We start from the raw sequence: 22612 nt of genomic DNA, 5'->3' as shown, positions 1-22612 counted from the left end.
TGCAGGGGGCATCACAGCCCTGGCAATCTAACTGCTCCCCGGCCGGTACTGCAGGGCCTCGGCCAGGTGCGTCCGGCCAATCGTCTCGCATCCCTCCAGGTCCGCCAACGTCCGCGCCACCTTCAACAACCGGTGCGCCGCGCGTAGCGACAAGGTCAGCCGCTCGCAGGCCCCTTCCAGCCAGACTTGGTCCGCCGCTACCAACCCACAGTGATGCCTTAAACCTTCAAGGTCGAGAAATGCATTCGCACACCCTTGTCGCCTGTGCTGCAGCTCCCGCGCTTCAGCCACCCTGACGGCGACATCGGCACTGGTTTCACCGCAAGGCTGGTTGTTCAATGTAGTGCTCTCGCGAGCCACGGTCAGGTGCAGGTCGATGCGGTCCAGCAGTGGCCCGGACAGCTTGTTGCGATAGCGCGCGATCTGCTCGGTGCTGCAACGGCAGCGGCCAGTGGGGTCGCCCAGGTAGCCGCAAGGGCAGGGGTTCATCGCCGCCACCAGCTGGAAGCGCGCGGGGAAACGCACTTTGTCGCGGGCACGGGCAATCACGATTTCACCTGACTCCAGTGGCTCGCGAAGCACTTCCAGTACGCGCCGCTCAAACTCCGGAAGTTCGTCGAGAAACAACACGCCGTGATGGGCGAGCGTGATTTCACCTGGTTGCGGTCGGCTACCGCCACCGACCAGCGCCGGGCCGGACGCAGAGTGATGGGGATGGCGAAAGGGGCGCTGTGGCCAGCTGTTCAGCGGCGCTTTCCCGCTGACCGACTGGATTGCCGCCACTTCCAGCGCTTCGTGCTCGTCCAGCGGTGGCAGCAGCCCGGGCAGGCGGCTGGCGAGCAAGGTCTTGCCGGTGCCGGGCGGCCCGGTGAACAACAGGTTGTGCGCCCCGGCCGCAGCCAGCAGCAAGGCACGCTTGGCTGCCAGTTGGCCCTGCACTTCGCTCAGGTCCGGGTAGGGGCGTTGCTGCAGGATCAGGCCGTTGGCTGCGTAGGGCGGCAGCGGCACCTGGCCGTTCAGGTGGGCGACCAACTCCAGCAGGTGGCCCACCGCATACACCACCAACCCGCCGGCCAGGCTGGCTTCCTCGGCATTTTCCCGTGGTACCACCAGCGCCCGGCCTGCTTCGCGTGCCGCCAGTGCCGCAGGCAGCACGCCCTGTTAGTCGGACCTGGAATCTGCACATGATTTATGTAATTGGTTGAGAGCTCTATGGCCACGTTTAGATAGTATTTTGAATATAAATTAGCTCTACCTGATAAATATCAGTGGGTTAGCTGGTCGGTTCTTGATATATGCGAATCCTGTTAGGTCTGGGGTAGGTCGTATTCGTAAAAATAACGGCGTACGTCTGAAAAGCTCTAAATAGTGGGTGCGCAGTGGAAAGTCTCCAATAGGGTGTGGTAGATGTTGAATGTAGGTACGATTCAATACATAACACATAGCTATATGGCGTTTGTATTAGGAAACACGCTTCTGGCGCTTTTTGCATATCTGACTATCCTGAGTTCCACTATCTAAGGTGGATGCTCATGACTACTCTTCTGAAAGTAAACTTCACCAGTTCGTTAAATCCCGCAATATCTCAAATTCCTCATTCTATACCCCAGATTTTTTTCAGTGACATGCAGCCTGTTTCGCCAGTCAATAGATATCTGCGTAACTGCTCTAGGCGCATGTTGCCAAAAAGTTTGAGCACCCTGGCCGAACACCTTAAGGAGTTTGTAAGCTGGCTTGAAGGCTCTGGGCTGGATGTGGAAGATGTGACCGATGTTTACTTCGATGCATACATTGATGCTCTCTGTGCGTATCGCCGAAGAAGTGGGTGTGGGCTAAGTTGGAATACGATAAACGCTCGCGTCGGAGGTGCGTTTAGATTTTTGAGATGGGCATGGCAAAATGGTTATTGTCCTGATCTCAAAGCCGGTGATGTGGAAAATTCATATCGGTCTTCACGTAAAAAATATCTCGTGAAGGCGCATCCGGCGAAAAAATTTGAAGAGCCGATTCGTTTTTTGCAATTGAGTGAAGCAATCACGTTTATCGAGTATTTGGCAGATAGTGACAGCATAGCTGATGACGGAATTCGGCTCCGGAACAAGCTGATGGCTTCGTTGATGCTTCAGGTAGGTCTTCGAGTCTCCGAAGTCACAGGCTTCCCTTTAAAAGATCTCCCTGAAGTAAACGCTCGCGGCTATTTTACGCCAGCAAGGGTTGTGGGGAAGGGCATGAAGGCGCGGTGTGTGTTAATCCCAAATTCACTATTGTTAAAGATATGGGAGTACGTGGATTTTACGCGCGAAAGGATTTGTGAGTCAGTCGAAATTAACCCGGACTCATTAGGGTTTTTGTTTTTGAGTGCTCAAGGACATCCAGTTACTCGCAACTGGATGGAGAAACAATTTGCTTTGGCCAGTAAGAAGCTTGGTATTCGCTCGACACCTCACTCTCTCCGACACACTTTTGGGACCTACCATTATCTGCTTAATAGAGATCTGCCAAGTCTCGCAAATCTAATGGGTCATGCCAGCGAGACCACAACACGGAGATTCTACGTTCATACGGCGCTGCTCGTTTCCTATGCCGGTACCTATAACGCTTTTCAAGCAGAGATTGATCGACTCGTAGGAGCCACGTACTATGGCGACGAAGTATAAAACTCTGGGCTTTATCAAGCGCGCTGAAGCAGTAGTCGAAAAGGAACTAAAATTTTCTGCAGTTTGTAAAAATACCGGTAAGCTACACAGCTACGACTTCAATTCAAAAATATACGCTAGCGAATGCCGTCGCATCTGCGCGATTTTTGTTTGGGCGATGTATCGACGTAGGGATGCACTAGGGCACAGCTCTAGAATTGCATTGATAGATAAGGCTAGTTGTTTTTTTAAGTACTTGGCGTGGGCAAATGTCACTTTGCCTGAAGAGCTAAGTCGCGCCACTTTAGTAGGGTTCTCCGATTGGTTAAAGTCGGAGTCTGCATTGAGTTACCCCACTGCAGCAACTACATATCGCTCTTTATCTACAATATTTCAAGAGATGAGCAGGCATCCTGAGATTTCAAGCGAATTCGAAATACAGAGGAATTCGTTCCCTAAATCGTCAAGCCAAATAATGTCATCCCCTGGTTACGATGAAGATGAATTGAAAAGCATTTTAAAAGCCACAGTCATTGGTGTCCGTGAGAGTGCAGCCAAACTGGAGCGAGCTTATCAGCCGAAGTGGATTGGATGCCGACCTCCTTTAGATGATGTAGCTCCACAGACTGCCAGAGGGGGATACTCACGTTGGGAGAGTAAAGAGCACAGGATTTGGTGGTGGGAGAATAACTGTGGCTGCCAAAGGCTAAGGGCTAAGTATTTAACCAAGAAACCACAGGGGCAGAGTTTTTTGGCTGGGATGTCGCCAAGTGGGCACGGGTCGGTTGCACTACTGGAAGAGTTCTATGACGAAATTGGTGCAGGTGAAGGGTATCAACCGCGTTATCTTGGAATGCCGTCGCCAATCAAGTACCGTTCGCCCTGGGCAAAAAAAGAATACTTGGTATGGTACTGGGAAAATTATCTTGACTGTGTTCCCCTGACTAAAAAAGAGGCCAATGAAAAAAATTCGAGATTCCTTCAGGCTATCTCGGATAATTTCAATGGCCGTATCAAGCAGTTTTTTAGTTCGCTGGGGCTTGCAAGGTGGATAGGGGCGTCGGACCTAATTCCGTATTATTTGATGCTGCTAATTCGCACGGGGCTAAACCCGACCACCATCCAAAGGCTGACAATCGACTGCCTGATTCAAGATCCAACTGACCCCGAGAGATTTAGCATTAACTGGGAGAAATTTCGTTCATCTAAGCGGGGCGCTACCATTCCCTCTAGTCCCATAAATGATAAATGGCCCATTTCTTTGATTAAACGCGTAATTCAGATTACCGCAAGCATCCGCGAGCCTGGCCAGACGGAGCTTTGGATTGCGAATGCCAACAAACACAAAAAAAGCCTGCCATTAGGAGATTCTGCATTCAAGCGAGGATTGCAACAGTTCTCACGTAAGAATGAGTTGCGCGATCGTGATGGCCAGCCTCTGGATATCCAAGCAAGGCTTTTTAGGCCGACGCTAGCTTGGCATGAGTACGTTAGAACGGAAGATCTTAACTATTTAAACCAGTTGTTAGGTCATACGAAGTTGGCCACAACGGCTGAGTATATTAGGCGCGTCGACGACCCCGTTCTACGTACTAGGCGCGGAATTCACCAGGATGCAATGTTTCTAGGGCTGTTGAATGGAGACCTCAACGAGCTCGATAAGGCACCCGATTCAATAATCGTATCAGATTGCGTTTTGAACCATTGTAGAGACCAGTTGAACTCGCCTCAGCCCGGTCAAAAGTCCGGCGCAATCTGTTCAAAAGGTCATGAAGTTTGTTTGGGGTGTCAGAATTTAATTATAACGCTTGAAGATATAAAGAAATACAAGTGCTTCGTTGCGTTTCATGAGCATTTGTTACATGTGGGTGATATCAGTGAAATGGAGTTCTCTCAAGCAGTCAGTGAAAAGAAATATTTTTGGGAAACCTATATTCTTATAAAGTACCCTCAAGATGTAGTTCAGCGCATAGCAACTGACGCGCTCCGCTCTCCTATTGAAGCCTGGGATATCGCTAAGTATGAGCAAGATAAGAAAATTGCCTAGTGCCGGTGCCGAGCTAGCTTCAAATCAGGCAGAGGCTTTTCGCCCGTCGACTCTGTTATTGATGGCCGAAGAAGATCGAAATACGATCAAGGTCTCACGTAAGTCCTACTATGCAGATAATGTGTGGGATTTCAGCGCGGATAATCCTTACCTGTCACCTAAGTCGTCTGTTATCACCTTTTCTAATCTTTCCTTTGGAAATGGGACAAAATTAACGTGCGCCTGCAACAGGCACTACTTGGCTGCCGTTAAAGAGTATATCTATTCTTTGATTGTGAATCCTCCATATACAAGGCCGACCTTGTCATCAATATGCCAGTCAATGAGGAAAGGTCTACGGAACTTGTTGCTTTATATGTGGGGGGCCGGTCTGCTCAGATTTTCTGATCTTACCGAAGCGGATATGCAATCTTTTACTGACTCCATCGCACGCAAGTCGAATGGCTCTGGTGGTGTACTGACAGATCGTACCTTAAGAACGCGCATCTACGGGTTGCCATGGCTTTATGAGCAGTCTAGGTCGGGAAAACTGACTGATGGATTGTCCGTCTGGCCTTTCGGTGAGTGCGAGTCCGCCAGTGAATGGAGTAAATCAAACGCGCAAAAAGTTATGGACCGCACGGTATTTACTACCCCCGACATGCCAGATGAGGTGGCAATCAAAATCATCCAGAAAGCGGTGGAAGAAATCGAAATATCTTATTTCATTGAGGAAGTCAGGCGTGCGCAAGCTAGTCAGAAGACAATTGGAGGTAAAATGATTATCCAGACGTCTTATGGGGAAGTAGTATGCGATACGCGAAAATTTCCGTGGCATAAATTCGGGCTGACATCATATTGGGATCTTCACGCGTTAGAGGGGCGAGTGCAAACGTCGGGATATATATTAATTTCATTTTTGACAGGAATGCGTTTTCACGAAGTCGTCAATATAAAGAAGAATGATTGCTGGATTAAAAATACGATCAGTATTCAAGGGGGTATGAGGTCCTTCTGCTTCGTAAAGTCGACTACAACCAAGCTCGAAGCTGTACCAGTTCTCACTGAATGGCAAACGGTACCTTTCATTGAGTATGTCATTGATGCTTTGAAACGATGCTACCGCCATGGCTCTACCGAAGCTAGCTCTTGGCTGTTCAGCACTCGTGAGGGTGGGGGCCGTCTGGGTATAAGTACTATCAATCATCGGTTGAAACAATTTGTTGAATTACATGATATTCGCTTCAGCGGTGAGCTATGGTCGTTGGCGAGCCATCAGTTTAGAAAAAAGCACGCGCGGCTTATGATTCGCCAAGGATTGGGGTTGATGTGGTTGAAAGATCAACTCAAGCATTGGGATATTGAAATGACAAAAGGCTACGGCGATTTGAGTCTCTATACTGAGCTTCAGCAAGAAAAATTTGCTCTGTCATCTGAGAAATATGCTGAATTGATAGGTGGTCAATTTCCCATCATCGGTGGTGGTGCGAATGATTTAAATGAGATACGTAAGGTATTTTCGGGAATGATCTCTTCTGAGAAGGAGGAATTTCTAAACGATTTGCCGAAAAAGGCGCTAATTGAGCAGACAGACGACGGACTTTGTATGTATCGGCCTAGCAAGGCTATGTGTGGAGGAGATCGGAGCAATTGTCGCCCTGCCGATTGCAACAACTCCATGGTACCAGCCCTGAGCCTCAAACGAACCTTAAAATGGCGTCTGACTGAAAATGCTAGGCTTAGAACTTTTTTCATTAAAGAACCGCATAAGATTGCGCACCTGGATGATCGTATTGGTGAGCTGATCAAACTACTTCAGCAACTCGAAAGCGTCGGAGGTACATGATGAAAAATAAGCCGAGAGGAAGTCAGGTTGGTCTGAAAAAGAATAGAGAAGATACGAAGGCTAAAAATACCTCCACCATGTGGGCGGTGATCCAGCGACTTCGAAAGGAAAAGCCCTCGGTCATCTGGAGCTACAAAGAGGTGTGGTGGGGTGCAGGGCTCAAAAGCCATGTTCCGCTCTCAAGCCCGTGGAATGTAAGCGTGCGAGGTGCGATTGACGCGCACAATGCTGAGGTCCAGCAAAGGATAGAACAGGGCTCGCCTGTATTGGTTCAGCGACGGACACAGAGAGACGCCAATCGCGAGCTGCAGAAACAGATCAAGGTACTCACAGCCGAAAGGGACCTAGCGCTATCCAAAATCGCAGTGTACGAAGCCGATGCCGATTACTACCGTGCCGAATGCCAAAACCTTACCCTGATCAACACCCGACTTCGCCAACGACGATCGGAGTAGCCCTCATGGCGCCTTCTCTAGTTATGTGAGAGGTAATCATCATTCGGAAGCAGTGAAGGGCGGCTGCGCGCTATCGATGTCCTCGCGCACCCTCTGTAATAGAGCGTCGGGAGATACGCCATCTTTGGCAGCATAGGTACACACGAGCAAGGTGATCGGATGAACCCTTAGCATCGGTGCGAGAGCTTCGAGTCTGTCGATCGTGGGAGAGTGTATGCCCCGTTCGAGCGTGCTGATGTACGTTCGACCGCTAACATCCGAGAAATCCTCCTGGCTGAGTCCATTGTTGGTCCGGAACCAGCGGAACACCTTCCCGAAAGCTTTTTTCAGTTCCATTTGCACAATCCGCAAAAGGAACGATGAAGCCGTTTTGAATAGTATATCACTACACAGTATACTGTTCATTTTGAGGCATTTGGTATGTTCGTTTCTGACAGTAAGGCGCAAGCCAGAGGATTGGCTCCGCTTCTTGAGCCAGGCCAGCAGGGCTGGCACGTCATGCTGAAACCACAAATCTCACCCTGGTTCCATGCCACTGTGATCAGAAGCGACGATGGATTTGAAACCCGTCATGTAGTCCTCATCGACTCGTTGCCCACGCTCAGTTATTGGATTGAGCAGGTGGAGTGTGAGATCCGCTTGGAGTCGCTTCAGCTGGTTTCGCCTGGATGGCTGAATGGAAATCAATCCTGGGAAATGGATGTTCTCAGAGAGATAGTCCAGAATCCTCAGACTGGTGAGACGAGGATGTCGCTTCAGGATGGCAGGGTTATGTACTTTCCGGATGTCTCCCCAATCAATCGGGAAGATTACTCAAGAGTTCTTTACCGCTTGTAGCAGGCATAGGCTCGCTGAGATTCAAGGCATTCGTAGGACAGCCTTGACCGCGTCAACGGGTAGCTCGCCTAAGCACTGCACATTGCAGGTGACCCAAGGGAGGGTTACGTTCGATGCCTTCGCCAACGAACATACTACCGCCTGATCATCAAGCGTACGCGGATGCAGTGGAGGCTATGCGCCTGTACGACGAGGCGAAAGCATCGGGACTACCTGATCAAGCAGTGGAGCGCTTGCGCCTCATTGCTGAGGCGCAATTCCAGGCGCTTAACAACTACCAGCTCAATGCCTGGGGGCGGCAGCCTAAGCCAGTGCATTGATTGATGTCATTTGCTCGGTTTCAGGCCCTCACCGACTGTGACTGACGAGCTCGGCGTACCCAGCCAAGCAACAATGCGGCCATCAAAACGACGCCTAAGTATCCGAAGACGGGATACACCTCACCAAACAGGTAGATAAATCCTACAAGGCTGAACACGAAGGCGACGATGCCACTAGCCAGACAGCCCCATCGGAACTGCCTAACCCGCGACGCGCACTTCTGCGGTGCAACCGGTCTTTCGCCTAGGATATACGCACCTTGTAAACCACTTTTTTTCACTGTAAACCACTGTGGTTAACAGTGAAAAAAATTGGTTTACAAGGTGCGGCTAGCGATGCTTTCAGGTGTGCTCTGCATCAGTGATCAGAACCACATGAAGCATGTATCACGTCATTCGTTCGTCTGTGCGGAAACTGCGGCCGGCTCAGCCGGTTTTCACGTATCTCGGAACCTTGATCGTTTCCATCGAAAGCAGGTAGAGCGTGAAAAGCCGAATAAAGTCAACGTCGGCCAAGATCTTGAAACTCAGAGGGTCCGGGGTATGGGAGACGTACCAGGCCGCTACGCACAGGCAGAAAGCCAAACCTGACCCACCTATCAACATGCTCCAGTCGCCCCGATCCAGATCGGTGAGTCTGTAGTTCAAACCCCTTACTAACTGTATCCAAAAGCCCACAAGCAGGTGTGCAGTGGCTATAAGAAGAGGGATCGCCGCACTGATCAGTGAGAATGGATCATTCAATGGTCCAGGACCAGGAATGAACGTTGTGAGCGTTATGCCAAGAAATACGGTAAGTAATGGGCGAATCTCTGCTCGGAAAAACCAATCCAGCACATCCTTCAACAGATCTGTTCCTTTCGTGAGTAGGTGGGCAAGGCAACCTGCAGGATGGAAAAGCACCTATCCGCAAAACTTCTTTTTTCTGCAGGTGACGCGCATTGCTAGCCCTTTACTGAGGCCTGATAACCAGAGGTGAGCGAGACAGGCATCGAATGATTGGGTGTGACTAACGGCTGCTGGGTGAGCCAATGAAGCACTAGCCCCCCCAGAATGCTTGAGATGACATTTACTGAGATTGCGACGATAGCTTTATGCATTTCAAGGTCCAGTGATGAAGTGGACCCCTACTTAATACGCAGAATTGGCGTGTCACCACCACCTGAGGAAAAATTTCGTCAGATCCCATGCTTGGGAGTGAGGGGGCCAATCCATACCTTTGGCTGTGCCACAAGCCCCAACCGATATCAATAGGCGAGCCATCGATCCCGGACCTACTGATCAGTACGTCGTCGCCATCCAGGCAATATTCGGTCTTTGCTCGCCGTCGATGTGAACCCAGCCCAGATGCTGGAGAACGGGTAGTACGTAGGTGATCCAGCGAGTCTCCCCATTCACACCGCGGGAGATCGCGCAGAGACCACCCAACACTGGTTCTTGGTTGCTTGAGCCAACAACTGAAGGACGTGGAGCAACGGCTTCAGACGCGTGCATGTGAGCCAGTGTCCGCACGAAGGCCTGTAGCGGTATACGGATTTCACTACCGCCTTGGGTCTGCACATACAGAGCATCGGCCCGATACCCTAAAATTGAAAATTGACGGGCTCGCCGGCGGTCTGGTGTGTGCAGAAGGGTGCCGTGGGGGAGGTTTTGAAGCTGTGCGGATAGGGTGGCGGTGAGGTTATGGATATTCATGGTCGAGTGCCTAGGGGGAGTCCAAAGCATGCCAATGTTAAACCCATATTTCCACGGGCAACCCGCGGGATGCCGTTCCCACATCAGTTGCTAGGCGAAATGAGCACCGAAGGGTTGCCCTTTCAGTAAATCTGAGGAGTAGTCGCAGCGATCCTTTAGCTCCCAGCCTGGCGACCTTGGGTTCAGGATCCGACCGGCTATGCCCGTCGTCACTACTTCAGAGAAACCAGCTTTCCCTGCTGCCAAAATTGCGGGGGGCTTTTGCTGGTAGCCAGTCCCGGCGGATGCGCAGTTGCAGTCCTCAACCGTAAGGATATACGAGGTGATACACGTTTCAACCAGATTTGATGAACAGGCCTCCATGGCGCGCCGACTACAGCGTAGCCTGACAGAGAGTCCTTGACCCTCCGGCGGCACTGGGGCGACGTTGAGTACCCAAAAGCGATGATGTCTTGTGATTCGTCCTATCCTTGATTGATTTTTCTAAATACTAGAATGTGCTCTGCTTTAGTCGCGGCGCCATTTTTCCTCGTCCGCCTTATGTCCGGAATATTATCCCGTATGGCATTGGTGAGTTCAAAACAGCCAGTGGATAAAAGCGCATCAATGTAAGAGCTGGATGGGTGTGTCTGTGTGCGTTTCCTAATCACCGTTTCTCCAATGACCAGTATCACTACACCGCCAGTTTTCAGCGAGTTAAGTGAATGATTTACTAGCGAGGAGACCATTGCTTCCAGACCTTTCACTTTGTCTGTAGGCTCAGTAGAGTAGTTCTGTGTGGTACGGTCAAGAATCCAAAGACGTAGTCGGTTGTCACGCCTGTAGTCCAGCGCGTTCATATAAGGAGGACTAGTAATAATTGCATCGACAGTATTTGGTAGGGCTAGGCCTTCAATGCTAGATTTTTTTACGAGTTGTGACTCGGTAGCTGTAAATATAGAGTTTTTGAATGCTCTTGTGATTTTAGCGCGCATCCTAGGCAGTAGTGCGCGATATTCATACATCTCAGGGAATTCACTTTTCGGGTATTTCTTGTCTCGCAAGTAGGGGACAAGATGGCTACTTGGATAAGACAAGAAGCCAGGGCGCTGATGGTGAAGAATACCCAGCAAGCAGCCTAGTAAAAACCAGTTTCGACTAGCAATACACTCATCTGCGAATTTAACAAGCTCTTTGAAACTTTCAGGATGGAAGAATGACCGAACCCAATCGGGCGCCTCATTTGAGTTGTCCTCACTTCGAGTGATGGACTTAGCATATGTCTTTTCCAGTTGGCTTAGGGCGTTTTCCAAGGAAGCCGGTGGCGCAAGTTTTGCTTTGGTCAAAACGAATGCATAGGGATTCGCGTCACTTGCTATTACATTCCTTCCTGCTAGGAAAGCCTCAAGTGGAACAGTGCCTGACCCGCAGAAAGGATCTACAACGAGCTGGCCAGGTTGGGTGTAGTTGTGTATCAACTCCCGTGCAATATTAGGCTTTAACTTACCTATGTAAGGGGAGAGCTGATGTAATGATGAGTATGTAGAGTCCGATCTTGCTGCCCAATGTTCCGGAGCATCAGTGAACTCGAGGCCGCCAATTAAAGTATGAGTGTTCATCGTGTTACCAGTCCATCGTCTCAAGAAGGCCCATGCGAGCCTGCTCGACTTGAATTCGTAGCTCTTTGATGCTCAGCCCTAACTGTGCATGGTTATCGCTGGAGTCATACGGGATGGTCTGGAAATTCATAGATTGTTCCATAACATCAAGTACTTGGGAGGGCAAACTGTCTTCTGGCATAACTACATAATGCGGGCGTGAACCTTTATAGCGGAGGGAGTAGTCTTCAAGAAGAAGTGCCATATCCGGGTCCCGCATCGAGGCACCAAGAAATAGGAATGTGTGGGTCATAAATAGCGCTTCCAGCACTGAATAAAAGTGTGAGTGCTTGGTGCGCGCGTCAGCATAGTCGATGCGAGTAAAAATAGTAGAGCCTGGAGTGTCAATTGTGCCGTGTACTTTGATAATGCACCGATTCTGTCTTCGGATTACATCTGCAACATCTATATCCGAGTGCGCCTTAACAATTACATCACCGTGTAAAAGTGTATTGGCTGTCGTATCATAGAGCTTGTCAACGTTAGTTGTTAAGACAACTCTAGAGTCGATCCCAACAAGGTCGTTGTGAATTTCGCCAGGTTGAAACCTTTTTTCAGAGAAACACCGTAACAGTTCTGAATTGAAATGCGGAATTCTTAGTGCTTTCCTTGCAATTTCGCATGCGGTGAGCAGGTCTCCAGCAGCGATGCATTCCCGTACAACTGTGGCTGCTGAAGCATCAGAGATCAGCGATGCCAAGTGCGCAAGGAATTCGGTCCAGTCCATGGGCCGCTCGCCTCTTTCGTTGCAAGAGTTCTTTGAAACCCCAGCCCCTAAAAATATTACGCATCGACGGCGAGCAATATCGTTAACCAGGTCTTTTGGCCAGTTAATCATGCTTTACGGCCCCTTTAATGATCTTCAAATTACGTATAAGAGAGCCGGATAGAGCAGCAATAAACTTTATATAAGCGCCTTGCTGGTTGTACTGCCCGCCTGAAAGTCCATCTTTGGAGGTCAAAAGGTCAATAGGTGATGCCGCGCTTTGCGCGAGCGGTACCAGGCTAAACATATGTGGGACATCACCCAGCTTTAGCATGTCGGCGTTCAAACCAGGCGCCATCATATCGCCTAAGCTTGAATTAATATTTTTAGGAATTGAATTAAGGATTTCGTCATATGCTGCGGTAGCACGCCGTTCATCCCTAATGGTTTTGGTTATGTATTGTTGTACAGTGTAGCCGACAAATCGGCACATCTCTGATTTGTCAGTCTTGATCGGATAACTAGAAATTTGATCTGCAAAATTTCTCTTGCACAGCTCTAGACCTTGGAAATATAGGGTGTTCCAATCTTCAAGCCAATCTGCAATGTTTTCGATGCCTATTAAGCTGAAAATGTCGCAGCCCATTGGAGCCAGAAAGTAGTCTACCCCTACTAGCACTGCACGGTTCAGTGCGCCGAGACTCGGTCCAATATCGAAAACTATTAAGTCGTAACGACCCTCAAATGCCCGTAAGAAATCTGTATTCCAGTTGGTAACCCGGGCACCACCCAAGTCGCCACCGACAAAAGAGGTCCAGTTTGTACTAAGCTTATCTTCTAGCAGCGCAATTTTGGGATGGCCTGGCAGAAGATCAATACCAAACCGATTGTGCTTATGAGACACCACATTGAAGTCTTTTCGTGGTGCGGGCTCTCCCGCACTAAGCGGGGATAGCACATCTTTTAGTGTGTCAACGGAAACACTTTCTCCATTAACGTTTAGCGTTCCACCGCTATAAATTTCTGCCGCAACCGCAGAGCCCAGGACAAGCTGAGAGGCATTGCATTGGGGGTCAGCATCAACCAGAAGCACCCTTAGATTTTCAGTTCGTGCTAAATAGGAGGCAACATTGCAAGCAAGCGTCGTCTTGCCCACCCCACCTTTGTTATTAAAGAAACATAACGTCCAAGGTTTTTCTAATGTCTTTGTTTCCATGACTGTCTCTGTGGGTTGCGGCTGTGTTGGCATTTCGACATGATACAATACCAAGACGCCGTTTGCATCGGGGCGTCGAGGTTGAGATGCTGCCTATGTGTGCATTTCCTTCAGATAGCTGATGTGCGGGGAGTGCTCTAGGGGCAGGCCGGATCAGCATCCGACGAACGGTGTGGTTAAGATGTTGTCATGTCTACTGTCGGGCAGAGCCCTGATGTGACCTTCAAGACACCAAGTAGCTTCCTTGTGGGGAGTTAACTCAGTGGGTGAAGAAAATTTTCATTTACAATGTTTAGGTATTTTCTTGGATTAGAAATGGAATTTCGTTTGTATGGATTCAGGTCTCAGTAGGCTTATTCTGGATTATCAAGTTGCCGTGCGCTCTGCTTTAAAAGCAATGCGCAAAGCTGGAATTACCATGCCTTTCACCTACGAGGAATGGTTTCAGTCTGATACATCAGTCATTTCGTTGCATAGTGATGGTGTAATAGTTGATAAGCATGGTAGAGGCTGTAGGGTGCGTTGGAATGGCGGTATTGTAGATTTCGATTTTGGAGATCTTGGTGAGATCGACGGTTTTGATCCCTGGAGACTCTATAAGTTTGCGGGCGAAGATATCCAGTGTTATGGCTTTGAGGATCGGGCCTCATTTGATCAGTCTTTTGCAATATCCGTCGAGCTTGGAGATATATTGTATTCCGGAAATGTTTTATATTATTTAAAGGGTGGGTCTCGTAAGTTTGCTGTTGATGTAGACATAATTGAGGATGGCGACCTGTTGCCCCATCGTGACTTAGATGGGGTGCTCGCGTTGTATATCCATTATTTTAATGCTGCTGACTTGATGCGCAAAAATTATGAAGCAATTTCCAAAAGCTTTGCCAAGCGAGCGCCAACTAGAAGGCAAAAAATGGATCTTAGTATTTATCTTTCCTCATGGTTAGGATTTTTAGCGGTTACATGTGAAGGGTATCAGAAGCTCAGGATGAGGGTTCTTTTGACTAGTGAGAGACCTCAGAATTTTCAAGAGCTAATTCCACAAAGCGATGCGCTTGGTCGGTTGATTAATATGCATAAAGACAAGCTCAGAAATCTGCGGAACAATATTTTTCATCTTCGGGAGGACTTAACGGCCATCCGGGACTTTTTTTGCGGAGTTGAAAATCGTCTTGAGTGGGCGAGGAGGCTGCACGTCGATTTCGAGCACTTTTTCTCAGACTATCGGATTCTTTGTGAGGTCCACTACCTTATGAATAATAGAAGGGCAGAAAGTGATGTTTAGTTGTAATCCAGTACCCGCACCAATAGTAAAAAAGCCCCATGAGGGGGCTTTTTTATTGAGAAATCAATTCAATGCAGAAAAGTCGCAATTTATAAATACCCTGCGAAGAGCATTTGTTTCACCTCTAAGGAAACTCTTGATTTTTGCAATGTAGTTAAAGTCTGGGACCAATCCTCTAAAGTAAATATCTATCGCTGTGCTGTATCTTTCGTCGCCATGCTGGTCATAGTCATCATCCAACTTAACCAAATCCAAAGCCTTCAGCGAATTAAATAGCTTTAGTCCAGTGAAATACTGTTGCTCCAGATCTGTGGGGGTGTAGATGTGATCTTCTCGATCCCAAAAACCACCTGTTTTAGGCGTATGACCAGAATTGACCAGAAAATTCACGTAAACCCTTTGTGCATTGTTAAGCTCTGACAGTTTAATTGCCAGCGCTTTCAAGTCTTCGCGCATATTGCCTTCATCACTAGGATCGACATTTGCCCACTCTATAAATTTTTGAGCATTGCCTAGCGTGTAGGTTATTCCATGATTCATACCTAGATTGGAATTGTCTCGTACACGCAAATACTCTTTGATATATTTATCCAGGTAGTCAATGTCGTTATCTGATAAGCCGCCAATGTCTCGATTGAGCCTAGTGAGGTCAATGATTTCTGTATCCAGATCAGACTTAGCCGTGATCGAATGCTCAGCGTTCAGGATCATAAAAAATAATTTGGTATATTTTTCTTCAAATTTATTTTTCTTGAAGATCCGGATTGTTTCTTTGAACTTTTCATTGGTCCCTGAGGTGGTTACTTGGAAACAGACCCGCCTTCTGTCATCTGCCAAATCGATAGCCGGGAAATTCGGCTTTTCACAATTCACGTCACGTAGGGCATAATTATAAGTGACGTTCAAAATCTCAATAAAAAAACGCTCCGCGTCACTATTGAAATCTGTGTATCCTGAGCCATTAGTAATAGTCAGATAATTACCAATCACAGAAAAGCTTTCAGCAATACTTCTTTTTAATTCACCAATCTTAAAATGCACAACAAATCTCCCTATCTGCATTGGGCTTAAGTTAACGCCAATATACTCCAAAGAGCTCCGTGGCACAATGCCACTATCAGGCTAAAGCGCCACATCTGTGTTTTTGAATGTCCTAACTGCTAACCCTATTCTTTACACTACTGCCATAGGTACATTAGGTAAACTTTGAAGAGGATTTCCAGATTTGGCAGAATGCCTAATCTCAGGCGTTGAAACTCCTGATGAAGCGGATGTCCTTCGCTGATGCCGAGTACGCAGGCAGGCGTAAGCAGACTCGCAACGCCTCGTGGGTTCGGAATTTCAAGGCACCAGTCAGGCGAGTGAAAGGGCTCATTGCTTGATTCCCCGAAGGCTCCAAACAATGCGGATTTTTTGGTTACCTACGGCCTGTGCCTTAGGCTCGCCCATATTTGACACACGCGTGCACTACGTGGATGCGGTGCTCAACGTACGATATACGTTAAAGACGTTTGATCACGGCTCCGGAGCGTACATCGCTCCTTGACGATCCGCCTAATCCCTGCACCGGGCGCAATTTTCCCGACAGCGCCAGTTCGCCCAGGCATTCCATATCGGCCAGGGTGGCAATCGGCACCTGGCCGTCGGCGGCGAGGATGCCCAGGGCGATGGCCAGGTCATATCGGCCGCCATCCTTGGGCAGGTCGGCGGGGGCGAGGTTCTGGGTAATGCGCCGCTGCGGGTACTTCAGCCCGGAGTTGACGATGGCGCTGCGCACCCGGTCCTTGCTTTCCTTGACCGTGGTTTCCGGCAGGCCGACCAGGGTGAGATGAGGCAGGCCGTTGGCCAGGTGGGTTTCGACGCTGACCGCCGGTGCCTGCACGCCGACCTGGGCGCGGCTGTGGACGAGGGCTAGGGACATGAACACTCCATTGTTGCTGGAAAATGCCGCTTCCTGCGGCTGGGCAAAGAATAGCCAGTGCTGCCATGGCAGGCGCAACAAGTGTGCGTCGTGGTTTTTCAAGGCAGGGGTTTTCCCTGCGCTTTCATGCGCTTCGACAAAAATGGATCCAATAGGCTTTGCGCAGTCGTCAGGTATGACTTAGTGTTGTTGGGCAACCGCAGTTGCCATGGGATGGCACTGCGTCTTCTTTCAAATGGACTTGAGGTATTGCACCGTGCAAATGCTCACCCGCACGCACCAGGCAATTCGCGAACTGGTGCAGGCCAGTGCATTCGTTGAACTCAACCGCTTTTTCGACAAGCTTGAGGCTCAATGGCGCCAAGCCCCGCCCGGCGAGTTCCCGGCCTACCTGGCGGCCATTGAAGGGCACATGCTGCTCGACCAGGAAAACCAGGGCGACAGGGCCCTGAGCCAAGTGCTCAGAGCCTGGATTGACGCGTGCCCCAGGGCTTACCACCCACAAGTGGTAATGGGTATGCACTGCTTTCACCGGGCCTGCCAGGTGCAGGTTGATGGCCCACGCAACGCTGCACGCTTGCTGGCGGTCGCGCAAATTTGTGAATCCGCCACCGCGCACCTGTTGCGTGCAATGGACCGCTCTGCGCACCCCGTGGCAGCGGCCATTGGCATGCTGCGTATCAGTGCGCAGCTCCATGAGCCTGGTTGGTTGCTCCAATTGTTCCAGGGGGAGCCTGCACGCTTCAGGCCCAGTGCCCATGCCGATGTAGAGGTACAGGAAACTGCAGCGCCGTTGCTGGTGAGGCATGGGTTGTTGCCCTTGGCCGAGCTGCCACAGGCGCTGCCGCACTACCTGGGCAAGCGGGTCGACCATGAAAACGAGGACCCTCGCTATTACTGGCTGCGCCATGCGCTGATCGCCCGCCCCGGTTGCTTCGAAGCGATCCAGGCCCTTGCTGTGTACCTGCTGCCCCGCTGGGGCGGCAGCCTCGATGCGTTCGAGCTGTTGGTCAATGGCCCGTTGTGCGCAACCTGGGACGAGCGTTTGCGTAATGCGCTGCGCTGGATGGCTGTCGAAGGCCGGCTGAAGCTGCCACAGGCTGACAAGGTGCAGGCCGTCGCCGACTGGCAGCACGTGTTCGAAGACTGGTCACAACGCCCGTTGAGGCCCAGGGAACGTGCTGTCGTTCTGGCATGGCGGGGGGCGCTGCACAGCAGGGCATTGGGCGACCATGCTGGCGCTATGCGCGACTTTGCCGCGAGCGTGGCGTGCAATGCCGATCTTGGCGCCATCCGCGCCATGGGCGTGCCGTTTCGCTGTTTGGTCGAGCTGATACTGCGCGATGGCATGGTAGATGAGAGGCAACTGCTACACGGCGCTATTGAGCGCCTGTGTGACGGCCGTTCACATGCTGCTGCCTGTGCATTACGCGCGGCCGGGCACCGTTTTGGGCTGTGGGCGCTGCCACGCTCGGCCGAGCAGGCAAGGCTATGGTTGCAACGGGCGGTGAATCGCCAGTGCGCGGGCCAGGCACCGGAGTTCGAAGTGCTTGAAGTGGCACGGGTGCTGTGGGCAGCCAACCGGCATGAAGTGGCCTGCTACCTGTACGAACGCTTCGCCGAACTGAACCTGCCGGGTGCTGCCCTGGCCTTGTACGAGCTGCACCATGGCTGTCTGGCCAACACCCCGGCGCATTACCTGGATGACGAGGCCGCCGGGTACTGGCTGCAGCGTGCGGTGGAGGCGGGCAGCAGGCAGGCCAAATACAACCTGGCCTGCCTGCGCATGGACGGCGATGAGGATTTGAACGAGCGCAGTGCCATGCTGGCGGTCAGGCGCCTGCTTGTCGACGCGCTGGGCAACCCGCAGATCAACGCGCGTGCGCGTTTGCATCTGGGGATTTTGTTGCGCCGGTTTGGTGAGGCGCAGGAGCGGACCGAGGCGGTTGCTTACCTGCTGAGCCTGGTTGAGCACCCGGACCCGTGGCTTGCAGGGCGTGCCAGCGCCGAACTGGGGCTGGCCTGGATGCAGGGGCGTGGCACCCGCAAGCAAAGCCGCTTTGCCGCCATCGAATGGGTCAACCGAGCGGCCAGCTTGCAACCAAGGGATACGGCCATTGGTGATATCCAGGCCCAGATCCTCAATTCGCACAACCGGGTGAAGACATTGTTTACTCAGTGCGGGGCGGCGTTGTTCCGCGGCACCTTGCATGCAAGTGAGCTACCACCGAAACAGGCCTTTACCCACGCCGAGTCGTTACGGGTTCAACCTGCATCGGAGGGGCTCAGGCGCGCACATAAACCCAGGCTGTCAGGCCCGATGCGAGGGTGACGGCGACACGCTTGTAGTCGGCAACTTCATAGCGGTCCGCCGCTGCCAGTTCGTCTTCGCTGATCTGGAAGACCATACCGGCCACGCTGTCGTTGGCCTGGCTGCTGGGGGAAACGATGGGATGATGGGACTTGCCGCTGGTCGCCAGTACGTCCGGGTCAGTGATCTCGACCCAGTCCAGGCGGTAGCCCGGCATACGGTCGGCCTGGCCGTTCAGCTCACGGCCAAAGTTGGCCAGTTGCACGGCTTTATCCTGCAAGGTGCCGTAGGAAAACAACAGTACCGGGTATGTGCTGGAGGGCTGCATTCACTCATCCTGTGAAGTTGGGTTCAGCCGCGCTTCCAGCTCGGCTACCTGTTTTTCCAAGGCCTCGAGGCGTGCGCGGGTGCGCGCCAGTACGACCATTTGGCTGTCGAACTCATCGCGGCTGACCAGGTCCAGCTTGCTGAAGGCACCTTGCATCAACACTTTGAACTGGCTTTCCAGTTCCGCACGGGGCTGGGCGGCATCGCTGCTGAACAGGCGCGAGGCCTGGTCGCTCAGGGCATCGAGAAGGGCTTTGGGCGCGAGCATGGGGCTGTCCACTGAAACGGAGAAATGGCCGCCAGTGTAGCACGCACAAACCTGGCGCCTGAGTGCACATTGGCCTTTGTGGGAATGGCCTTGCGTGGCGATTGGGCTGCACAGCGGCCCCGGCAATATCGGCACCAAGGCACAAATCGTAGGGACGCTTCGCAGCCCCATCGCGACGCAAGGCCGCCCCCACAAGGAGCGCGTGCGGTTTTCAATCAGTTGCACATTTTTCGCGCAACTTGCCCCGCCTCGGCGCACCGAAATTGTGCATGTTTCCAATGCTGGCGACTGGCCAATCCCGACCAAATCACATAACGCTCTGTTTTTCGGCGCTTTGTCCGAACTGGCAAGGTTTCTGCAAAGACCTGTACGAGCCATGCACTGAAGCAGTTCCTTGTGACCAGGCAGTGCGCACGCGGAGCCGGATGCCGACGACGCGTTACAAAGCCAACCGCTGCGCTTAGACTTGAGACGGGTTTGTTTTCCTGGGGCAAGTCCACCAAATCGGGAGAGAGTTTCATGAAGCTAGTCACAGCCATCATCAAGCCGTTCAAGCTGGACGACGTGCGCGAGTCGTTGTCGGAAATCGGCGTGCAGGGCATCACCGTCACCGAAGTCAAAGGTTTCGGTCGGCAGAAGGGCCACACCGAGCTGTATCGCGGTGCTGAATATGTGGTCGATTTCCTGCCCAAGGTGAAGATCGATGTCGCCATCGATGACAAGGACCTTGATCGGGTAATCGAAGCCATCACCAAGGCAGCCAACACCGGCAAGATTGGTGACGGCAAGATTTTCGTGGTGAATCTGGAGCAGGCAATCCGCATCCGTACCGGCGAAACCGATACCGACGCGATCTAAGCAGCAACAAAGCCTCACCAAACCCAACGCCCCAGGAGAAAACAACATGACTCTGCGTAAGATCGCAGGGCTAGGAGCCCTATTGTCCCTCGTAATGCCCGGGCTTGCCCTGGCAGAGGAAGCTGCCCCAGCGCTGAACTCCGGCGACACCGCCTGGATGCTGACCGCAACGGCGCTGGTGCTGTTCATGACCATTCCAGGCCTGGCCCTGTTCTATGGCGGCATGGTGCGTTCCAAGAACGTGCTGTCGGTGATGATGCAGTGCTTTGCAATTACCGGCCTGATGAGCATTCTCTGGGTCGTCTACGGCTACAGCATGGCCTTCGATACCGCCGGTATGGAAAAGGGCGTGCTCAACTTCAACTCTTTCGTTGGCGGCTTCTCCAAGGCCTTCCTCAGCGGCGTCACGCCCAACAGCCTGACCTCGGCCACCGCGCTGTTCCCTGAAGCGGTGTTCATCACCTTCCAGATGACGTTCGCCATCATCACCCCGGCCTTGATCGTCGGCGCCTTTGCCGAGCGCATGAAGTTCTCGGCGATGCTGGTATTCATGGGCATCTGGTTCACCCTGGTGTATGCGCCGATCGCACACATGGTGTGGAGCGGTGACGGTGCCCTGATGTGGGACTGGGGCGTACTGGACTTCGCTGGCGGCACCGTGGTGCACATCAACGCTGGTATCGCAGGCCTGGTCTGCTGCCTGGTACTGGGCAAGCGCAAGGGCTACCCGACCACGCCAATGGCCCCGCACAACCTCGGCTATACCCTGATGGGCGCAGCGATGCTGTGGATCGGCTGGTTCGGTTTCAACGCAGGCTCTGCTGCTGCCGCCAACGGTACTGCCGGCATGGCCATGCTGGTCACTCAGATCGCGACCGCCGCAGCCGCCCTGGGCTGGATGTTCGCCGAGTGGGTCGGTCACGGTAAGCCAAGTGCTCTGGGCATCGCTTCGGGCGTGGTTGCTGGCCTGGTTGCCATCACCCCGGCTGCGGGCACCGTCGGGCCGATTGGTGCGCTGATTATCGGCCTGGTTTCGGGTGTGCTCTGCTACTTCTGCGCCACCACGCTCAAGCGCAAACTCGGCTATGACGATTCCCTGGATGCCTTCGGCGTGCACGGTGTTGGCGGCATCATCGGTGCCATCCTCACGGGTGTGTTCGCGGCCCCGGCGCTGGGCGGCTTCGGTACCGTCACCGACATCGGCATGCAAGTCTGGATCCAGGCCAAAGGTGTGATTTTCACCGTGGTCTACACCGCCATCGTCACCTACGTGATTCTCAAGGTGCTGGATGTGGTGATGGGCCTGCGGGTCAACGAAGAAGAAGAGTCGGTCGGCCTCGACCTGGCTCAGCACAACGAACGCGGCTACAACCTGTAACTGCGACGCGGTAAAAAATTGCCCGGCTTGCCGGGCATTTTTTTGCCAGTTTTTCAGCATTTCCCGCACGGCAAACGGTTTATTCGGCACGTTCGTGACGTAGGTAAAAAACTTACAAGCCACAGGGCGTTTATGGTGCTTTGCTTTTTCCACGGGCGCGCTAGAATGCGCGCCGAAGGGTGTTTGACGAGTAGTCCACACACTTCGCCAGCCTTTGCTAGGCTTGCCAATAGCGTGTGGCCAGCAGGGGCTAATGGATTTGTCAGGTCCTGCCAGGAGCAGGGCCTGCTGGGTGCCGCCTCCCATCAGGAGTGCCGACCCAAGGGCAGTGGCCTAACCCACGGCCAGTTGAATTTTCACTGGTGGCTGCCGGTCTACGGCTGCACTGGTCTATAACCAACCTGCTTTTCGCAAGTCATGAGGTAGAACATGAGCGACGACGATCTGGAAAATGATGACCTCGAAGTAGGCGACGAAGACGAGGGTGATGAGGTCCTTGAAGGGGCGGCTGATGACGGCGTTGAAGACGCTGGCGATGACGACAGCAGCCCGGCACCCGTTGCCAAGGGCAAATCCAAGGCCGCAGTCTCGGTAGACGAGATGCCGAGCATGGAAGCCAAGCAGAAAGAGCGTGATGCACTGGCCAAGGCGATGGAAGAATTCCTTTCTCGTGGTGGCAAGGTGCAGGAAGTCGAGGCCAACGTGGTCGCTGACCCGCCCAAGAAGCCGGACAACAAGTACGGCAGCCGCCCTATCTGAGTGGCTGATCGCAAAAAAGCCCGCCGTCGCTGCGGGCTTTTTTACGCCTGTGGGTTTTGTGTTGCCCGTGCCGGCCTCTTCGCGGGCATGCCCGCTCCCACAGGTTCACCACAGGGTTCAGGACCTGCGCGGTC

General features: G+C 52.1%; 19 protein-coding genes and 3 pseudogenes. 10 read left to right on the top strand and 12 right to left on the bottom strand.

What is annotated here, in order from left to right:
- Positions 1-27 precede the first annotated feature (27 nt).
- Positions 28-1161, bottom strand: a pseudogene (locus tag ACK59Z_RS00625) (YifB family Mg chelatase-like AAA ATPase); the annotation flags it as partial.
- Between the two features lie 371 nt (positions 1162-1532).
- Here ACK59Z_RS00625 and ACK59Z_RS00620 point away from each other — a divergent pair.
- From ACK59Z_RS00620 to ACK59Z_RS00605, 4 genes are read left to right on the top strand one after another with little or no spacing between them, the layout of a single operon-like run.
- Positions 1533-2657: a tyrosine-type recombinase/integrase gene (locus tag ACK59Z_RS00620; protein WP_409292083.1), complete on the top strand. Its 1125-nt coding sequence runs from the start codon at positions 1533-1535 to the stop codon at positions 2655-2657.
- Positions 2641-4683: a hypothetical protein gene (locus ACK59Z_RS00615; protein ID WP_409292081.1), complete on the top strand. Its 2043-nt coding sequence runs from the start codon at positions 2641-2643 to the stop codon at positions 4681-4683. The genes ACK59Z_RS00620 and ACK59Z_RS00615 overlap by 17 nt, the downstream gene beginning before the upstream one ends.
- On the top strand, positions 4658-6508 hold the full coding sequence (locus ACK59Z_RS00610) for a tyrosine-type recombinase/integrase (RefSeq protein WP_409292079.1): 1851 nt from the start codon (positions 4658-4660) through the stop codon (positions 6506-6508). Before ACK59Z_RS00615 ends, ACK59Z_RS00610 begins: the two co-directional genes overlap by 26 nt.
- Positions 6508-6963, top strand: coding sequence for a hypothetical protein (locus ACK59Z_RS00605; RefSeq protein WP_409292077.1), 456 nt, complete (start codon positions 6508-6510; stop codon positions 6961-6963). The genes ACK59Z_RS00610 and ACK59Z_RS00605 overlap by 1 nt, the downstream gene beginning before the upstream one ends.
- A 39-nt stretch (positions 6964-7002) precedes the next feature.
- On the opposite strand, the gene ACK59Z_RS00600 is transcribed toward ACK59Z_RS00605, so the two are convergent.
- A complete protein-coding gene (locus ACK59Z_RS00600) occupies positions 7003-7299 on the bottom strand; it encodes a helix-turn-helix domain-containing protein (protein WP_409292075.1) in 297 nt (98 codons plus the stop codon).
- Positions 7300-7383: 84 nt separating this feature from the next.
- Between ACK59Z_RS00600 and ACK59Z_RS00595 the strand changes: the two genes are divergently transcribed.
- Complete coding sequence (locus ACK59Z_RS00595) at positions 7384-7800, top strand: hypothetical protein (RefSeq protein ID WP_409292073.1); 417 nt, start codon at positions 7384-7386, stop codon at positions 7798-7800.
- Positions 7801-8140: 340 nt separating this feature from the next.
- On the opposite strand, the pseudogene ACK59Z_RS00590 reads toward ACK59Z_RS00595, so the two are convergent.
- From ACK59Z_RS00590 to ACK59Z_RS00565, 6 genes and pseudogenes are all read right to left on the bottom strand, one after another.
- Positions 8141-8320: pseudogene (locus ACK59Z_RS00590) on the bottom strand (hypothetical protein); the annotation flags it as partial.
- A gap of 226 nt (positions 8321-8546) precedes the next feature.
- A complete protein-coding gene (locus ACK59Z_RS00585; RefSeq protein ID WP_409292071.1) occupies positions 8547-8966 on the bottom strand; it encodes a hypothetical protein in 420 nt (139 codons plus the stop codon).
- Positions 8967-9401: 435 nt separating this feature from the next.
- The gene (locus ACK59Z_RS00580; RefSeq protein ID WP_409292069.1) at positions 9402-9815 is read right to left on the bottom strand and encodes a hypothetical protein; all 414 of its coding nucleotides are present in this window, start codon (positions 9813-9815) and stop codon (positions 9402-9404) included.
- 464 nt (positions 9816-10279) lie between these two features.
- Entirely contained in the window at positions 10280-11413 is a 1134-nt protein-coding gene (locus ACK59Z_RS00575; protein ID WP_252378364.1) for a DNA methyltransferase, read from the bottom strand.
- Positions 11414-11417: 4 nt separating this feature from the next.
- On the bottom strand, positions 11418-12179 hold the full coding sequence (locus tag ACK59Z_RS00570; RefSeq protein ID WP_409292067.1) for an SIR2 family NAD-dependent protein deacylase: 762 nt from the start codon (positions 12177-12179) through the stop codon (positions 11418-11420).
- 103 nt (positions 12180-12282) lie between these two features.
- Positions 12283-13374 carry a ParA family protein gene (locus tag ACK59Z_RS00565; RefSeq protein ID WP_409292065.1) on the bottom strand — a complete coding sequence of 364 codons (1092 nt, stop codon included), beginning with the start codon at positions 13372-13374 and terminating at the stop codon, positions 12283-12285.
- 331 nt (positions 13375-13705) lie between these two features.
- Between ACK59Z_RS00565 and ACK59Z_RS00560 the strand changes: the two genes are divergently transcribed.
- Positions 13706-14656, top strand: a complete 951-nt coding sequence (locus tag ACK59Z_RS00560) for a DUF6896 domain-containing protein (RefSeq protein ID WP_409292063.1) — start codon at positions 13706-13708, stop codon at positions 14654-14656.
- A 63-nt stretch (positions 14657-14719) separates the two neighbouring features.
- Here ACK59Z_RS00560 and ACK59Z_RS00555 read toward each other — a convergent pair whose 3' ends face one another.
- Entirely contained in the window at positions 14720-15697 is a 978-nt protein-coding gene (locus ACK59Z_RS00555) for an SMEK domain-containing protein (RefSeq protein ID WP_409292061.1), read from the bottom strand.
- 514 nt (positions 15698-16211) lie between these two features.
- Positions 16212-16577: pseudogene (locus ACK59Z_RS00550) on the bottom strand (magnesium chelatase domain-containing protein); the annotation flags it as partial.
- 262 nt (positions 16578-16839) lie between these two features.
- On the opposite strand from ACK59Z_RS00550, the gene ACK59Z_RS00545 reads away from it, so the two are divergent.
- Complete coding sequence (locus ACK59Z_RS00545; protein ID WP_409292159.1) at positions 16840-18909, top strand: DUF4034 domain-containing protein; 2070 nt, start codon at positions 16840-16842, stop codon at positions 18907-18909.
- On the opposite strand, the gene ACK59Z_RS00540 is transcribed toward ACK59Z_RS00545, so the two are convergent.
- Both ACK59Z_RS00540 and ACK59Z_RS00535 read right to left on the bottom strand, forming a co-directional pair.
- Positions 18863-19216 (bottom strand): gamma-glutamylcyclotransferase family protein, encoded by a 354-nt coding sequence (locus ACK59Z_RS00540; protein ID WP_108191104.1) that lies wholly within the window; start codon positions 19214-19216, stop codon positions 18863-18865. The genes ACK59Z_RS00545 and ACK59Z_RS00540 overlap by 47 nt on opposite strands.
- Positions 19217-19483: an accessory factor UbiK family protein gene (locus ACK59Z_RS00535; protein ID WP_003253640.1), complete on the bottom strand. Its 267-nt coding sequence runs from the start codon at positions 19481-19483 to the stop codon at positions 19217-19219.
- Between the two features lie 519 nt (positions 19484-20002).
- Between ACK59Z_RS00535 and glnK the strand changes: the two genes are divergently transcribed.
- The 3 genes from glnK (at position 20003) to sutA (ending at position 22478) form a co-directional block, all read left to right on the top strand.
- Positions 20003-20341, top strand: a complete 339-nt coding sequence (gene glnK, locus ACK59Z_RS00530) for a P-II family nitrogen regulator (protein ID WP_002555808.1) — start codon at positions 20003-20005, stop codon at positions 20339-20341.
- Positions 20342-20387: 46 nt separating this feature from the next.
- On the top strand, positions 20388-21719 hold the full coding sequence (locus ACK59Z_RS00525) for an ammonium transporter (RefSeq protein ID WP_003253642.1): 1332 nt from the start codon (positions 20388-20390) through the stop codon (positions 21717-21719).
- A 429-nt stretch (positions 21720-22148) separates the two neighbouring features.
- On the top strand, positions 22149-22478 hold the full coding sequence (gene sutA, locus ACK59Z_RS00520) for a transcriptional regulator SutA (protein ID WP_003253643.1): 330 nt from the start codon (positions 22149-22151) through the stop codon (positions 22476-22478).
- Positions 22479-22612 lie beyond the last annotated feature (134 nt).

It is taken from the genome of Pseudomonas sp. KCJK9058 (assembly GCF_046230975.1).
GTDB classification, from domain to species: domain Bacteria; phylum Pseudomonadota; class Gammaproteobacteria; order Pseudomonadales; family Pseudomonadaceae; genus Aquipseudomonas; species Aquipseudomonas alloputida.
The sequence above is the reverse complement of the archived record's forward strand: the minus strand, read 5'-3'. Positions and strand labels throughout refer to the sequence as shown.

What these genes read in the sequence shown, in the direction of transcription:
- ACK59Z_RS00620 (WP_409292083.1), top strand. Translation starts at nt 1,533, where the DNA reads ATGACTACTCTTCTGAAAGTAAACTTCACCAGTTCGTTAAATCCCGCA.
- ACK59Z_RS00615 (WP_409292081.1), top strand. Translation starts at nt 2,641, where the DNA reads ATGGCGACGAAGTATAAAACTCTGGGCTTTATCAAGCGCGCTGAAGCA.
- ACK59Z_RS00610 (WP_409292079.1), top strand. Translation starts at nt 4,658, where the DNA reads ATGAGCAAGATAAGAAAATTGCCTAGTGCCGGTGCCGAGCTAGCTTCA.
- ACK59Z_RS00605 (WP_409292077.1), top strand. Translation starts at nt 6,508, where the DNA reads ATGAAAAATAAGCCGAGAGGAAGTCAGGTTGGTCTGAAAAAGAATAGA.
- ACK59Z_RS00600 (WP_409292075.1), bottom strand. Translation starts at nt 7,299, where the DNA reads ATGGAACTGAAAAAAGCTTTCGGGAAGGTGTTCCGCTGGTTCCGGACC.
- ACK59Z_RS00595 (WP_409292073.1), top strand. Translation starts at nt 7,384, where the DNA reads ATGTTCGTTTCTGACAGTAAGGCGCAAGCCAGAGGATTGGCTCCGCTT.
- ACK59Z_RS00580 (WP_409292069.1), bottom strand. Translation starts at nt 9,815, where the DNA reads ATGAATATCCATAACCTCACCGCCACCCTATCCGCACAGCTTCAAAAC.
- ACK59Z_RS00575 (WP_252378364.1), bottom strand. Translation starts at nt 11,413, where the DNA reads ATGAACACTCATACTTTAATTGGCGGCCTCGAGTTCACTGATGCTCCG.
- ACK59Z_RS00570 (WP_409292067.1), bottom strand. Translation starts at nt 12,179, where the DNA reads ATGGACTGGACCGAATTCCTTGCGCACTTGGCATCGCTGATCTCTGAT.
- ACK59Z_RS00565 (WP_409292065.1), bottom strand. Translation starts at nt 13,374, where the DNA reads ATGGAAACAAAGACATTAGAAAAACCTTGGACGTTATGTTTCTTTAAT.
- ACK59Z_RS00560 (WP_409292063.1), top strand. Translation starts at nt 13,706, where the DNA reads ATGGATTCAGGTCTCAGTAGGCTTATTCTGGATTATCAAGTTGCCGTG.
- ACK59Z_RS00545 (WP_409292159.1), top strand. Translation starts at nt 16,840, where the DNA reads ATGCTCACCCGCACGCACCAGGCAATTCGCGAACTGGTGCAGGCCAGT.
- ACK59Z_RS00540 (WP_108191104.1), bottom strand. Translation starts at nt 19,216, where the DNA reads ATGCAGCCCTCCAGCACATACCCGGTACTGTTGTTTTCCTACGGCACC.
- ACK59Z_RS00535 (WP_003253640.1), bottom strand. Translation starts at nt 19,483, where the DNA reads ATGCTCGCGCCCAAAGCCCTTCTCGATGCCCTGAGCGACCAGGCCTCG.
- glnK (WP_002555808.1), top strand. Translation starts at nt 20,003, where the DNA reads ATGAAGCTAGTCACAGCCATCATCAAGCCGTTCAAGCTGGACGACGTG.
- ACK59Z_RS00525 (WP_003253642.1), top strand. Translation starts at nt 20,388, where the DNA reads ATGACTCTGCGTAAGATCGCAGGGCTAGGAGCCCTATTGTCCCTCGTA.
- sutA (WP_003253643.1), top strand. Translation starts at nt 22,149, where the DNA reads ATGAGCGACGACGATCTGGAAAATGATGACCTCGAAGTAGGCGACGAA.